The sequence below is a fragment of the uncultured Ferrimonas sp. genome, assembly GCF_947489035.1.
GTDB lineage: Bacteria > Pseudomonadota > Gammaproteobacteria > Enterobacterales > Shewanellaceae > Ferrimonas.
Map to the genome: position 1 here is coordinate 1 of NZ_CANLCI010000019.1, position 14165 is coordinate 14165.

A 14165-nucleotide genomic window follows, 5' to 3' on the forward strand; every position below is an offset into this window, starting at 1 on the left:
CCGCTGTGCCCCGTCGACAGATGCGCATTATAGGGAGCGGTTTCGTTCTGACAAGCGCTAATTTGGGTTTTATTGACCGTCTGCTTAAAGACACAGCCAATACCTTATTTTCCACAGACTTACCCACAGAAAGCCTCAATTTAGTTCATTTTTTGTCCCCAGTTTGAACTGAATCGTGGTTTAAGGTCTTAACTGACTTCTTCTATGTACCGCAACGAATACCTATGTCTACACTAGCGATAGGATTATAGAGAATAGGTATTGTCATCATGAGTGATGTATTCCACTTAGGCTTAACCAAAGCCATGCTACAAGGTGCCACCGTTGCTATCGTTCCTGGAGATCCAGAGCGGGTTAAGCGGATCGCCAGCTTAATGGACGAGCCAGCCCCACTGGCCGCGACTCGCGAGTTCACTAGCTACTTGGGTAAGATCGACGGTCAGGCCGTTGTAGTATGTTCTACTGGTATTGGTGGCCCTTCTACTTCTATTGCGGTTGAAGAATTAGCACAGCTGGGGATCGATACCTTCTTGCGTATTGGTACCACCGGTGCAATTCAGTCTCACATCGAAGTGGGTTCGTTGATTGTTACCACCGGTTCGGTTCGCCTTGATGGCGCCAGCTTCCACTTTGCGCCAGCAGAGTACCCGGCTGTAGCCAACTTCGATTGCACCAATGCGCTGGTGTCTGCTGCCCGCGCCGTAGGCCAAGAGCCTAATATTGGTGTGACCGCCAGTTCTGATACCTTCTACCCAGGTCAGGAACGCTACGACACTATCTCTAAGCGTGTGATCAAGCGTTTCCAAGGTTCGATGGAAGAGTGGCAAGCACTGGGTGTGCTGAACTACGAAATGGAATCCGCCACCTTGCTGACCATGTGTTCTGCACTGGGCTTGCGCGCCGGTTGTGTTGCTGGGGTTATTGTTAACCGTACCCAGCAAGAGATCCCTTCGGAAGCCACCATGGCGCAAACCGAAAAAGACGCCATCGCCGTTGTGGTTGATGCTGCTCGTCGCATGTTGCAAGCCTAAGCCGCTGAGCGCCATCGACCCAAAGGGCCCATTGCGGGCCCTTTTTTGTGCGCGGTTGTTCGTTCCGACTTAGCTTAATAGCGATTGCTGCAGTGCCGACTGATGGGCCTTGGCCCAGTCACGATTGATGCTGCCCCAACTTGCCAATTGATAGTAGCCATCGTTATGGCGCACCCCATCCTCAATGAAGCTCACCTCTACGCCCATGCCGGCTAAGGCTTTAATCACATCCTGCACCGTGCGGCGTGGCCAATCTAAGCGCTTCATCAGCGACGGTACCGATGGTCGCTCTAACTCTTCAATGGCCAACATCAACAATACGCGGCGGCTAAAGGTGGGATTCAACATCCATTTCGTCTCTCTAGGTGATTTCGCTTCACCTTACTTGGAGTTGCAACGGAACAAAAGCATCACAACCGATCACAGCCAATTCAGCTCGCAGCAACCCCCATATGCATCGGCATAAATAGTTAAATCTATTTCAAGTACAAGCAATTAGGTTGAATCGGTTGTTACTAAAAATGATAACTTTGCTGTGAATATGGGTGAATCGGTGTGTTTTTTATGCTGACAACAGCAACTTTGCCGACAAACAGTGGTGCAATAATACGCACCGTGGCACAATTCTCAGTCGATTTTAATCCATGCCTATCGCTATTTTGTCAGTTACCGATCCATCATCAACGGCACCCCAGTTTACGTCGCTTGCTGCGCTTCAACAGCAGATCGTCGAAATTGGAAACGAAGCCGATTCTCTCAATGGCTTTTGCTTAGCTTTGCAACAGCTGCTGGGACAGATCATGCCATCTGAAAACATGATGCTGTGTGATTTAAGTGGCTCTTGGCCACAGCTGATGTGGGTCCGCGATAGTGTGGATAATGCCATTCCAACCCATTTGGAAAATGGCATTACGCACTACCTGCAGCGCCATGGGCGCTCGGTCGTGTTGCAGCAGATGGAACTGTCGAGCTTGATCAGCCGCGGGCAAATCAATCTGATTGGTAGCCTGCCCCACAGTTGGTTGGGCATTGTGTTACCGCAGAAGGGTAAGCCCTGTTATTGCATCATTTTGCAGACCTATCGCGGCGTACGGTTTACCCACGCCCAGCGTAACTTCCTTGATCAACTGGCCGCCACCATCAGCCGCGCGCTGGCACGCTTGCAACTGCAGCAACAGCAAATTGCCGCTAACGTGGCCGCCCAAGCAGAGCGACAATCGCAGCAATCACTGGAAGTGATGTGCCAGATCACCGAGCTGTGCCAAAGTGAACTGTCGTTAGCCGAACTGTATCAGCGTTTCCACCAGCTGCTGGGCAAGCTGATGCCCGCAGAGCATTTCACCATTGCTTTGCGCCGTGAGGTGGATTCGATCGAGTTTGTGTTTGCAACCAACGCTCACCTTGAAGAGCTTGGGGTTCGCAAAAGTGGCAAAGGCTTAACCGAATACGCCATGAGCCACAGCCGCCCAATCTTGTTAACTCAAGATGAAATCGAACAGCTGTTTAGCCGTGGTGATGCCCAGCAGCTTGGCGGTAAGGCCGCCTGTTGGTTGGGCGCACCGCTGAATTACGCGGGCGAGGTGCTGGGCGCCTTGGTGTTGCAGGATTATCAGGTGGAACACGCCTACGGCAAGCCCGAGCTGCAGCTGATTGGCTATTTGGCCCACCAGATCGCCAACGTGATTGGCACCCGGCGCACCCAGCAGCAGCTGGCCAGCAATCAACAAATGCTGGAACGCGCGGTAAAGCAGCGTACCGCCGAGCTCGAACATGAAATTAACGAGCGGCGGCGGATTGAAACCCAGCTGCGACACGACACCCTACATGACGATCTTACCGGGCTGCCTAATCGCGCCATGATCATGCAGCGGCTCAATCAGGTGTTGTCGGTTAAACAGCGAGACAACGACTTTACCTACGCGCTGATGTTCCTTGACCTCAATCGCTTTAAGGTGATTAACGATTCGCTTGGCCACCTTACCGGCGACAGCTTATTGCGTCAGGTTGCCCAACGGCTTAATAGCTGTTTGCGTGGCTTCGACACCGTTGCCCGCTTAGGCGGCGATGAGTTCGCCATCTTACTGGAGCATTTAAGCTGCGATAACGACGCCATTCAAACCGCCAATCGCATCAATGCCACCTTGGCGCGGCCGTTCTACATTGGCGATGAAGAGGTCTACAGTGGCGCCAGTATTGGCATCACCTTTGGCTCGCAAGAGTATCATGAACCCGCAGAGCTGCTGCGCGACGCCGATGTGGCGATGTACCGCGCCAAACAAACTCACAGCAAGCTGCCGGTGGTGTTTGACGCCAGCATGCGGGCCGAAGCTCAGCACCGTATGAAGCTGGAAAATGAACTGCAGCGAGCCTTGGAATTTGAGCAGTTTGAGGTGTACTACCAACCGGTGTGGATCCTCGCCAGCGAACAGTTGTGTGGCTTTGAGGCGTTGGTACGTTGGCGTCATCCAGAGCGTGGGATCCTGCTGCCTGGGGAGTTCTTGCCGCTGATGGAGGAGACCCGCCAGATCCTAGAACTGGATCGCTGGGTGCTGAACCACGCCTGCAACCAATTTGTGCAGTGGCAAGCCAAGTATCCACGGCTAGAACGGGTTGGCATCAGCGTCAACTTAAGTGCCGAATGGTTCAGCCGCAGTGACAGTCTGGATGTGATTATGCACGCCTTAAACCACAGCGGTCTGAATGCCAATCAGCTGCTGCTGGAGATCACCGAGCGCAGCTTGCAGCACCACCCTGAAAACGCCGCACAAATCTTAAGGCAGCTGCGCCATATTGGGGTGCGTTCGATGATGGATGACTTTGGCACTGGCTACGCCTCGCTCAGTTATCTGCATCAGCTGCCGCTGGATGTGGTTAAGATCGATTCCAGCTTCATCGGCCACATGGATGGCAACAACCGCTCTTCGGCCGTAGTGCGCGCCATCTTTACGTTATGCCAAGAACTGGGGATCAACGTTAACGCCGAAGGGATCGACAAACCGCAGCAGATTGAACAGCTGCGTGCACTGGGCTGCCAGTACGGTCAGGGCTATCATCTAGGCCACCCAATGCCAGCGGCACAAGTGAGCCACTTCCTAGCCGGAAAGGCGATCACAAACTAGCAACCCCGCGTTAACATGCAGCAACGAATTAATGAACAGTTGTTGTTGTGAAACGTCACCTCAGTTTGGTTGCTGCCCCCATCATATTGATCCTCGCCAGTGTGTGGCTGCCGTTACCGTTGCAGCCGCAATTAGCGCCGTATCTGAATGCCAGCCAGCTGCCTTCGGTGCCGTCGCACCATCCCGCTGCAAGCACCGCCATTCCCCAACCGCTTCAGGCCGCCTGGCAGCAACAGCGGCAGTCCTTTATTGTCTGGCAAGAGACCGTTTGGCAGGTGGATCACAACGGCGAGCAACTGCTGGGGTTTACCGCGGTGAACTCCTGGGGACAAACACCGAGCATCGAACAGCAATACCAATCGCGGAGGCTGCGGTTTGAGCACAGCAAACTGTGGGGCCAGTGGAGCCAAGATTGGATGTCGGCGCTGGAAGCGGGCAATTGGCAGTGTCGCCAACGCCGTTGCATTACCGAACAAGAATTTCCGCACCCGCAAGCGCAGCAACAAGCCATCGCCTTACTCAAAGCAAGGCTGCCCTACTACATGCGCTTAGAGCACCTGGATGGCGACAGCCACAGCATGCTGATTGTGACCCGCGACTAACCCACACGCTGAATTGCAGACAGAAAAAAACCAGCCCGAAGGCTGGTTTTTACTTACTGACATTTGACGCAAATTCCACCCCGCCGCAACTGCCACGGGGGAGAAACAGGTTGTCCAGGGTTGGACTTAGCAGACGTTCAGTACCTTAATCGCCAAACCACCTTGGGAGGTTTCGCGGTACTTAGGGTGCATGTCTTTGCCGGTTTCGTACATGGTCGCGATAACTTTATCCAGTGAGACACAAGGCTCACTGTTACGACGCATGGCCATGCGAGTGGCGTTAACGGCTTTCACCGCCGCGATGGCGTTACGCTCAATACACGGTACTTGCACCTGGCCTGCAACTGGATCACAGGTTAAGCCTAAGTGGTGTTCCATGCCGATTTCAGCAGCAATACACACCTGAGATGGTGACGCCCCCATCAGCTCTGCCAAACCAGCAGCCGCCATGGAACACGCTACGCCTACTTCACCCTGACAACCCACTTCGGCGCCAGAGATAGAAGCGTTCATTTTGTACAACGTACCCACCGCACCCGCAGCCAAGTAGAACTTGGTGTACTGCTTAACGCCCACTTTCTCGATGAACTTATCGTAGTAAGCCAGTACCGCAGGAATGATGCCTGCTGCGCCGTTGGTTGGGGCAGTTACCACACGGCCACCGGCCGCGTTTTCTTCTGATGCCGCTAAGGCAAACATGTTAACCCAATCGATGATCGCCATTGGATCGTTCGACAGGGACTCGTTTGCAACCAATTGGCGATGCAGAGCGGCAGCACGACGAGGTACGCGCAGCGGGCCAGCCAACAGGCCTTCAGTGGCACAACCGCGGTCGATACACTCGCGCATGACATTCCACACCTGACCGAAACCTTCGTAGATGTCGGACTCGCTGTGGTATGCCTTTTCGTTTTCCAGTACCAGCGCGCTAACGCTCATGCCCGTTTCACGACACAGTTCCAGCATCGAATCGGCATCAGTAAAGGCGTAAGGCAGTGGTTTTAAGTTTGAATCTGGCTTACCGAAGTTCTCTTCATCAACAACGAAACCGCCGCCAATCGAGTAGTAAGTCTTGGAGTACAGGGTTTCCTCGCCTTGGTAAGCGTGGATCGCCATGCCATTTTCGTGCAGCGGTAAGGTTTCTTCGTGGAAAGTCACCGCGTCACTAGGGAAATCAACCGTGTGGCAGTGCATGCCCACGGGCAGACGTTGGGTCTGCTCAACTCGATCAATGAAACCCGGGATCGCGTCGATATCGACGTTTTCTGGGCTGTTGCCACCCAGGCCCATGATGATAGCGATATCAGTATGGTGGCCTTTACCGGTCAACGACAGTGAGCCATAGATGTCGACGCTAATGCGAGTCACATTGCGCAGCTTATCCATGGCACGCATATCATCGATGAATTGCTTAGCAGCCTTCATTGGTCCAACAGTGTGAGAGCTCGAAGGGCCAACACCAATTTTGAAGATATCAAATACGCTATACATCAGCATAACCTCGGGAAGTAGGAAGAAAAAAAGCCGGTCTTTACAGTCCGGCTTTTCTGGATAAAGAGTGGTTTAGAACAGGCCTTTCACGATTGCAGAGATAGCAATCACACCCATTACTGCAACGAAGATGTTGGACAGCTTGCCGTCGTACTTCTTCATGCTTGGTACTTTCTTGATGGCAATCATTGGCATCAGGAACAGGATGGCAGCGATGAACGGTGCACCCAGAGACTCAATCATGCCCAGTACGGATGGGTTGATGATGGCCACGCCCCATACGGTGAAGAAGAAGAAAGCAACCAGCGCTTTGTCGAAAGACTTCGCGCCCATGGACTCAACAATCTGTGGTGCACCCTTACGGATCATGCCAGCCAGACCTTCTTTGGCACCCAAGTAGTGACCGAAGAAAGAGGAGAAGATAGCCAGGAATGCAACCAGTGGGCCCATCAGGGAGATTACTGGAGAATCAAATTCGTTCGCCAAGTAGCTCAGTACTGGCAGGTTCTGTGCTTTCGCTTCAGCCAGCTGGGCTGGAGACAGAGACAGTACTACAGAGAATACGAAGAACATTACGAAGCCCAGCAACATGCCAGAAGCGCGCTTCAGGATCATGTCAGACTTAGCAACCGCATCATCACCGTAAGAATCACGCTGAGCCTGCGCCATAGAAGATACGGCAGGGCTGTGGTTGAAAGAGAAAATCAGCATTGGGATGGTCAGGTAAACCACCATCATCAAGTCGCCGAATTCAGGCATCTTGTCGAAAGACATCGCTGCCATTGACCATTCTGGGATCAAGTAGATAGACATGCCCAACAGGATAGCAACCAGTGGGTATACCAGCAGTTCAGTGGCTTTCAGCATCAGCTTCTGGCCCATGATCATTACTGACATCATCGCCGCAACCAACAGACCAGACAGGATCCAACGTGGCATAGAAGCCATTTCCAGCTGGTTAACCATGAACGAATCAATGGTGTTGGTGATGGCGTTACCGTAAATCAGAACGATTGGGTAAATCGCAAAGAAGTACAGGAAAGAGATAATCACGCCGGCGCTTTTGCCGAAGTGTTCAACAACTACATCTGCGATGTCGGCTTTAGGGTCGCTTGAAGACAGAACAAAGCGAGCCAATGCACGGTGTGACAGGTAAGTCATAGGACCAACCAGCATCGCGATAACGATCAGCGGCCAGAAGCCTTCCAGACCTGCACGGATAGGCAGGAACAGTACACCAGCACCTACAGCGGTGCCGAACATGGACAGAGACCAAGTTAGGTCTTGTTTGGTAAAGCCAACTGACTTTTTGTCAGTTGCGGTCGCAGTGTTGTTCTGCATGATTATCACCTTTGAGTGTTCGAGTTAGCGGGGCACAGAATAGGGTTTTTGAGGAATTAAAAAGTGATCCGAATCACTTTTGAAAAGATCTCGCGTGAAGCTCGTCACACTCCGTAATAATGAATTGCAGAAATTACCACTTGGTAAGACCAATTAACCAATTTTAAATGTGGTGCCCCATCGTGGTCGCTTATGCAGCGCCAACTACCCCTCTAGTGATACAAATCACGTTTATTCCACCCAAATAGGTCTTGATCGCCCTCAATTTAGCAGTAACATTTCGCCTCTGTTTTTTACCAATTTGGCAACATTGGCTTGGTTCGGCACAAAGATGCACAGATTTGGGGCAAAATTCACAGGTGACAGAGTTGTGATTATTTGGTAGCAACAAAAAAAGCCGCCATAACGGCGGCTTTACAAGTTATTTACAGCGGCGTTAACTCAGCAGCAGCTTCACGCCCATAAACACTAAGAACAGCGCGAAACTGCGTTGCAGCCACAGCTGCGATAGCTTGGCCCCCAACGCCGCCCCCACCCGCACAAATTGCGAACTGGCGATCGCAATGCCAGCAAAAGCCGGCAGGTAGACGTAACCCAATGTCCACTCTGGCAACGCACTGCTGCCCCAGCCGTTCACCACGAAGCTGGTGACCCCAGCCACCGCAATCGGCAGCGTTAACGTGGCGGAGGTGCCAACCGCTCGGTTCATCGCTAACGAACAGTAGCGAAAAAACGGCACGCTCAAACTGGCGCCGCCGATCCCCACCATCGCCGACAAAGTACCGATCACGCCGCCAGCGGCAAATAAACCACCGCTGCCCGGCAACTGACGGCCCGCATCCGGTTTTAGCCCCAGCAGCATTTGTGCCGCAATCAGCAACATAAAGATCCCAAGTAGCGTGGCCAAACTGTCTGCCGGCACACGATCGGCAATCACCCCGCCTAAGTACGCCCCCAGGATCACCCCAGGCGTAAACCGCTTCACTACATCCCAATCCACGTTGCCCCGTTTATTGTGATTGGCGATGGCCGTCGCCGCAGTGATCACAATCGTTGCCAACGAGGTGGCGATGGCCATGTGGATGTATATCTCTTGGCTTAGCCCCATCACACTAAAGGTGGTGATCAGCACCGGCACAATCACCAAGCCGCCACCAATGCCAAACAGTCCCGACAACGTGCCCGCCAGCGCGCCCAAAACAAGATAAATCAGCAAATCCAACATCACACCGCACCAATTGCTTTAAAATCAACCACATTCTCGCAGCCCATCTGGCAAAATAACAGGTAAATATTGCGAAGGAAGCACACCTATGACCGCGCCACTGCTGCTGGTTGGATCCAGCAACCCCGTTAAGATCCGCGCCGCGCACCAGGCACTGCAACGCGCCTTTGCCGATCAACCTTGGCAAGTGGAAGGCGTATCGGTGCCCTCGGGCGTGGCCGAACAGCCCATGGATGAACCGCAAACTCGGCTCGGGGCAATCAATCGCTTAGCCGCGTTGCAGCAATTGCGCCCCCAAGCGCAGTTCTATGCGGCCTTTGAAGGTGGCTATGCCCGCATTGATGGCCAGCCCTACACCTTTGCCTATGTCGCCATCAGCGACGGTCAGCGCACCCAAGTGGGCCGCAGTGGCACGTTGCCATTACCAGCCAGCATTGCGGCTGCACTGGAAGCCGGCGGGGAGTTAGGGCCACTGATGGATGCGCTGTTTAACGATCACAACATTAAGCATAAAGGCGGCGCCATTGGGTTGCTCACCAATGGCATCATCGACAGAGCCAGCACCTACCGCGACACCATGACCCTGCTGCTGGCGCCCTTCCTGCACCCAGAGCTGTATTGAAAGGATCGGCACAGCCGCTGACCCCGCAGCAATAAAAACGGCAGCCCTAAGGCTGCCGTTTTATTGCATGGTGTTGCGGATCGCGCTCTGCAGCACCAAGTCTTTTACACTGAGTCTTTGACGCTAAGCCCTGCGCGCTTGGCTATTCGGGCGATGGCACGCTAATGGTAATGTCCGACAAGGTCGCCGCAGCAATGTCGTCTTCTTTAAACAGCAGCGGTCGCAAGCTGTTGTTGGCACCGTAGTAAGCGGTTTGATCATTCCAGTGTGGCGATTGGAAGTTGTTGGACTGGCTGTAGGTCAGCAACCCACGCGCCTGCGGCCCATCGTCATCAAAGCCCACCACCATCATCCAGCTGCTACCGTAGCGAATGTGGTAACCCTCAGTGCTTAAGCTGGAGCGCAATCGATTGCCGCTGATCGGATCCAGCGCGGCGGGGTAGGCATGCTGTGGCAACAAGGTGTCGTCGCGGCTATCAACCGAGTAAGAGAACACATTGAAGCCGCCCTCGCGGTTGTTGCTGCCCGGCACTGGGATCTTAACCCCAGAGGCCATGCCATTAGGCAGTGACTTTTCAATAAACTGCATCTCGCCCAAGCTGGCGTTTAAGGCAAAACCGGCATCGGTCAGGCTTTGCGCCGCTTGCGCCAAGATCACCAAGGCGCTGCCGTCGGTGACCAGATCCTTCGGGGTGGTGGCTGGCATGGTCGACACAAACGGCGTGGTTAGGTGGGTGCCGCTGTCAAAGCGATGGCCAAACTCACGCAACAAGGCACCGCCAATGCTGTCGAGGTTTTGCGCCCCATTCCACTGCCCTAAGGCCGCACAGGCGGCGGTGAGATCAACCAGGGTGCCGTTGCCAATATCAACCGGCGTGGCACCTTGGGCATCACATTGCGCCAGCAACTGCGGCAACACCAACTCCGCTAAGTAAGCGCGGTTAGAGAACAGCGCCGCTTCCACTTCCGCCGGTTCAAACAAGCCATCATCCCCAGCGGAGTCCGCCAGCAGCTGCAGCGCCATCCGCGTACGCAGGCTTTGCTCATTTCGACGCTTACCGTACAGCGGCGACACATCTTCAATCGGCGCGGCGGGGTTGGTTACCCAGTAGGAGTTATTGGAGTTCTGAACGAAATCCTGACGCAGCAGCTTGGGCGCACGCTCGTAGGGTACGGCCCCATCAAAGGTAAAGCGGCCATCGTCGCCGGGGAAGATGGTAAAGCCGGCGGCTTGCTTGGCGGCGATCAGCTCTGGCACCACTCGCAACGCCAACTGCGCGTCGTCACTGATGTCCGGCACGGTGGAATCATCAATGTAGAAGGCGTTGCCCTGATCGTCGGCGTACATGGTGTTGTTGAAGATCACCCCATCGAAGTCTTTAAATGCCTGTTGGAACTGGCCCAGATCGGTGGCGAGGTTCATCGCCAGCCAGTGCTCCAACACATCGACGTTTTCTTCATTGGCGTCTTGCACATAGAACGCTTGGTTATCATCCCAGCCAAACGGCGCCAGTTGCGGTGGCGCTTCCACCATCACCCCTTTGCCGGTGCGATAAATGGTTTTTTGCAGCGGAATGGTTACGCCGCCGCCCACGTTCACCTCAATGGTCACCAACTCCGATTCAATCGGTCGCTCTTCGCCATCCAACAGGTAGGTGAGGCGATCGCCCTCTTTCAGCGCCAAGTTATAGGCGATGAAGTGCTCGGCAGTCGAGAAGGTATGCGTCCACGCCAGGTTTTGGTTAAAGCCGATGTTGATGATCCCCGGGGTGCCCACTAAAGAGCCGCCCATCACATCCAATTCGCCGGGAATGGTCAGGTGCGATTGCCAAAAGCGCAGCTGGCCGGTATGCGGGAAGTGCGGGTTGCCCAGCACAATGCCCTTGCCGTTGGCGCTTAACTCGCTGCCAATGCCCCAGCCGTTCGAGCCCAGCTCGGTCGGATTCAACTCTGGGGTGCTGATCTGGGCGGCACGATGACGCGCCTTGCGGTGGATCTGCGCCAGCATGGTGCTGGCTTGCTCGGGCACATTGGCCAGCGGTGCCGGTTGCGGCAGGTATTCATCGCCGTCACCGGGGTTGGCGAAGAAGATCAGATCTAAGAAGTTGGCCGAGCCCGGCAGCTGCGCAATCGAGAACAGGTAGGTCAGCATATCAACCGGCTCAATCGGTTGAACCCAGGCCTGCCCAGCACAGGGCAGATTGGGCGCGGTGTTGGTTGGCAGCTCACTTAAATAGAGGTTATAGCCGGCGCTAAAGCCCGACAGCATCGCTTGGCTGCGCTCTGGCAAGGTACCGTACAACGCTTCGGCACTGGCACGGACTCCAAGAGCCTTGTAGCCAAAGTCGCTGATCAGGTTTTGGTTGTCCTCGGCCAGTACCTCACCGGTGGTAAAGTCGATGCTGCGGTGGGGGCCAAAGTACTTCGAGCGCTCGCTGTTGGCCTTGATGATGTTGTCGGCCAAGATACACAGGTGATCTTGCGCTTGGGCATAACCCGAGCCAAAGGCGATCTCTTCCATGCTGTCGGCTTCGATGTGCGGCACCCCATAGGTGGTGCGGCGAATGCGCGCTTCAAGCGGGCCATCGGCCTTAGTCGTCACGCTGGGGCGTTCAATCGGTGGCGGGGTCACCACAGGGGGCGGCTCCACTGGCGCGGGGGTTGGTACTTGGTAGTCGTTGTCGCCACAACCGGCCAACAGCAGCGATGCCGTTAGCGTGGTAAGCCAAAACGGTTTTATTGTCATGATTATCTTCCTTGTATGGACAACCGAGGGGACTGCTTTGCTCAGTAAATCAGCTTCCCAATGAAATCGCTACCGTATTCAAGCGTTAAGCTGCACAGTCGCCACCAACTACGGGTATAATTGGCCTTTATGCCGTTTCATCGCTAAAGGACATTCGTGGAATCCCTGCGCTTACAATTTCCCGCTTTGCAGCAGGCGGGGCTGATCTACCTAGACAACGCCGCCACCACCCAAAAGCCCCACGATGTGATCGAGGCGATGAGCCAGTTTTATCTGCGCGACAACGCCAATGTGCATCGCGGTGCTCATCGGCTCTCGGCTCGCGCAACCCGGGCCTTTGAAGGCGCCCGCGCCACCTTGGCTCAGTTCATTAATGCTCCGGCGCAGCACGAGGTGATTTTTACCCGCGGCACCACCGAAGCGATGAACCTGCTGGCCTCCAGCTTAGCGACGATGCAGCTGCACCCAGGCGATCACGTTTTAGTGGATCAATGGGCTCACCACGCCAGCATTGTGCCGTGGCAGCAAGCCTGCCACCGCCACGGGGCAACACTGCACGCCATTCCAATGACCGCCGCAGGACGATTGGATTTCGACGCCTTTCGCGCGCTGCTGCGCCAGCACCCCAAGGTGGTGGTGCTCACTGGCATCAGTAACGCGCTGGGTTGTCGGGTTGAACTGGAGCCATTTATTGCCGCCGCCAAAGCCGTTGGCGCTACGGTGATCATTGATGGCGCGCAAATGGTGGCGCACAGCCACATTGACGTACAAGCGTTGGGGTGCGACTTCTTCGCCTTCTCTGGCCATAAGATGTATGGGCCAACGGGCATTGGCGCCTTGTGGGGCAAAACCGAACTGCTGGAGGCGATGCCGCCCTATCAGTTTGGCGGCGAGATGATCGCCAGCGTCAGCTTTGAACACAGCAGCTTTAACCAACTGCCGTTTAAATTTGAAGCGGGCACCCCCGCCATTGCCGAGGCGATCGGCTTAGGCGCTGCGGCGCAGTGGCTGATGCGCCAAGATCGCCACAGCGTAGCCGCGCACGAACAGCAACTGCTGCAGTATGCCCAACAACAGCTGCGCCAACTCGATGGCATCACCTTATACAGTGCCTTTGCCGATAACGTTGGTTCGCTGGCCTTTAATGTGGATGGTGAACACCACCAAGACATTGGCGTATGGCTGGATCAAGCGGGGATCGCGGTGCGCTGTGGCCATCATTGCTGCCAACCATTGATGCAACACCTCGGGGTAAAAGGCACCTGCCGTTTATCCGTTGCCGCCTACAACACCCACGCCGAGATCGACGCCGTGATCGCGGCCATCAGCGACTATTTGGAATTTATTGATGACGACGCCTAGCCCCGAATCGTTTCTGCAAAGCCCACTGGGCAGCGAATTAACCCAGCAGAGTTTGGATCAGGAGCTCAGCGCCCAAGGCCATTGGCAGGGGCGCTACCGCATCTTGATGAAACTCGGCCAGCGCATGGATAAGTTGCCTGGCGCGTTACAGCAGGCCAGTGCCGAAGTTGCTGGCTGTGAAAGCGCCACTTGGCTGTATCATCAACAGATCGACGGCAAGCACTACTGGCTGGCCGATTCCGACGCCCGCATTGTTCGGGGCTTATTGGTGCTGGTGCTGGCCGCCTGCAACGGCAAAACCGGCGCGCAGTTAGCGCAGCTGGACTTGGCTGGCTGGTTTGCCGCGCTGGGCTTAGCCGATCATTTAAGCCCAAGCCGCAGCAATGGCCTCAATGCGGTGGTGCAGCAGCTGCTGGCGCACGCCGACTAACACAATATCGACCTAACTGGCCTTGGCCAGATAGCACAACGGCCACTGTGATAGTGGCCGTTGTGCTTTTGGTTGGGGTTAGATTTAGGCTGTATCACACACTCTCGGCTGGCATTTACCGGATGCACTGATATTGCTTTCATGGGGTTATGTCGCGGTGGCGACGGCACCCAAAGGGGATAAATCCCCTTTGGGA

Annotated in this window: 11 protein-coding genes; 6 read left to right on the forward strand and 5 right to left on the reverse strand. The window is 54.9% G+C overall.

The features are described 5' to 3' along the window. Positions 1-269 precede the first annotated feature (269 nt). A complete protein-coding gene (udp, locus tag Q0796_RS12165) occupies positions 270-1031 on the forward strand; it encodes a uridine phosphorylase (protein WP_298443542.1) in 762 nt (253 codons plus the stop codon). Positions 1032-1100: 69 nt separating this feature from the next. Here udp and Q0796_RS12170 read toward each other — a convergent pair whose 3' ends face one another. Then, on the reverse strand, positions 1101-1379 hold the full coding sequence (locus tag Q0796_RS12170; RefSeq protein ID WP_298443545.1) for a helix-turn-helix domain-containing protein: 279 nt from the start codon (positions 1377-1379) through the stop codon (positions 1101-1103). 452 nt (positions 1380-1831) lie between these two features. Between Q0796_RS12170 and Q0796_RS12175 the strand changes: the two genes are divergently transcribed. Both Q0796_RS12175 and Q0796_RS12180 read left to right on the forward strand, forming a co-directional pair. Beyond that, positions 1832-4150 carry an EAL domain-containing protein gene (locus Q0796_RS12175; RefSeq protein WP_298443547.1) on the forward strand — a complete coding sequence of 773 codons (2319 nt, stop codon included), beginning with the start codon at positions 1832-1834 and terminating at the stop codon, positions 4148-4150. A gap of 47 nt (positions 4151-4197) precedes the next feature. Next, positions 4198-4752 carry a hypothetical protein gene (locus tag Q0796_RS12180; protein WP_298443550.1) on the forward strand — a complete coding sequence of 185 codons (555 nt, stop codon included), beginning with the start codon at positions 4198-4200 and terminating at the stop codon, positions 4750-4752. Between the two features lie 126 nt (positions 4753-4878). Here the strand turns inward: Q0796_RS12180 and Q0796_RS12185 are convergent, their stop codons facing one another. The 3 genes from Q0796_RS12185 to Q0796_RS12195 form a co-directional block, all read right to left on the reverse strand. Further along, the gene (locus tag Q0796_RS12185) at positions 4879-6243 is read right to left on the reverse strand and encodes an L-serine ammonia-lyase (RefSeq protein WP_298443554.1); all 1365 of its coding nucleotides are present in this window, start codon (positions 6241-6243) and stop codon (positions 4879-4881) included. A 72-nt stretch (positions 6244-6315) separates the two neighbouring features. After that, positions 6316-7584, reverse strand: a complete 1269-nt coding sequence (locus Q0796_RS12190; RefSeq protein ID WP_298443556.1) for an aromatic amino acid transport family protein — start codon at positions 7582-7584, stop codon at positions 6316-6318. A gap of 436 nt (positions 7585-8020) precedes the next feature. After that, complete coding sequence (locus tag Q0796_RS12195) at positions 8021-8809, reverse strand: sulfite exporter TauE/SafE family protein (RefSeq protein ID WP_298443558.1); 789 nt, start codon at positions 8807-8809, stop codon at positions 8021-8023. A gap of 88 nt (positions 8810-8897) precedes the next feature. On the opposite strand from Q0796_RS12195, the gene yjjX reads away from it, so the two are divergent. After that, positions 8898-9431, forward strand: a complete 534-nt coding sequence (gene yjjX, locus Q0796_RS12200) for an inosine/xanthosine triphosphatase (protein WP_298443560.1) — start codon at positions 8898-8900, stop codon at positions 9429-9431. 142 nt (positions 9432-9573) lie between these two features. On the opposite strand, the gene Q0796_RS12205 is transcribed toward yjjX, so the two are convergent. After that, positions 9574-12177 carry an acylase gene (locus tag Q0796_RS12205; RefSeq protein WP_298443562.1) on the reverse strand — a complete coding sequence of 868 codons (2604 nt, stop codon included), beginning with the start codon at positions 12175-12177 and terminating at the stop codon, positions 9574-9576. A gap of 156 nt (positions 12178-12333) precedes the next feature. Here Q0796_RS12205 and Q0796_RS12210 point away from each other — a divergent pair, with 156 nt between their 5' ends. Together Q0796_RS12210 and Q0796_RS12215 are read left to right on the forward strand one after the other, a co-directional pair. Then, positions 12334-13539, forward strand: a complete 1206-nt coding sequence (locus tag Q0796_RS12210) for a cysteine desulfurase (RefSeq protein WP_298443564.1) — start codon at positions 12334-12336, stop codon at positions 13537-13539. Continuing rightward, positions 13526-13969, forward strand: a complete 444-nt coding sequence (locus Q0796_RS12215; RefSeq protein ID WP_298443567.1) for a SufE family protein — start codon at positions 13526-13528, stop codon at positions 13967-13969. The genes Q0796_RS12210 and Q0796_RS12215 overlap by 14 nt, the downstream gene beginning before the upstream one ends. The last annotated feature ends 196 nt before the right edge of the window (positions 13970-14165 follow it).

What these genes read in the sequence shown, in the direction of transcription:
- udp (WP_298443542.1), top strand. Translation starts at nt 270, where the DNA reads ATGAGTGATGTATTCCACTTAGGCTTAACCAAAGCCATGCTACAAGGT.
- Q0796_RS12170 (WP_298443545.1), bottom strand. Translation starts at nt 1,379, where the DNA reads ATGTTGAATCCCACCTTTAGCCGCCGCGTATTGTTGATGTTGGCCATT.
- Q0796_RS12175 (WP_298443547.1), top strand. Translation starts at nt 1,832, where the DNA reads ATGCCATCTGAAAACATGATGCTGTGTGATTTAAGTGGCTCTTGGCCA.
- Q0796_RS12185 (WP_298443554.1), bottom strand. Translation starts at nt 6,243, where the DNA reads ATGTATAGCGTATTTGATATCTTCAAAATTGGTGTTGGCCCTTCGAGC.
- Q0796_RS12190 (WP_298443556.1), bottom strand. Translation starts at nt 7,584, where the DNA reads ATGCAGAACAACACTGCGACCGCAACTGACAAAAAGTCAGTTGGCTTT.
- Q0796_RS12195 (WP_298443558.1), bottom strand. Translation starts at nt 8,809, where the DNA reads ATGTTGGATTTGCTGATTTATCTTGTTTTGGGCGCGCTGGCGGGCACG.
- yjjX (WP_298443560.1), top strand. Translation starts at nt 8,898, where the DNA reads ATGACCGCGCCACTGCTGCTGGTTGGATCCAGCAACCCCGTTAAGATC.
- Q0796_RS12205 (WP_298443562.1), bottom strand. Translation starts at nt 12,177, where the DNA reads ATGACAATAAAACCGTTTTGGCTTACCACGCTAACGGCATCGCTGCTG.
- Q0796_RS12215 (WP_298443567.1), top strand. Translation starts at nt 13,526, where the DNA reads ATGACGACGCCTAGCCCCGAATCGTTTCTGCAAAGCCCACTGGGCAGC.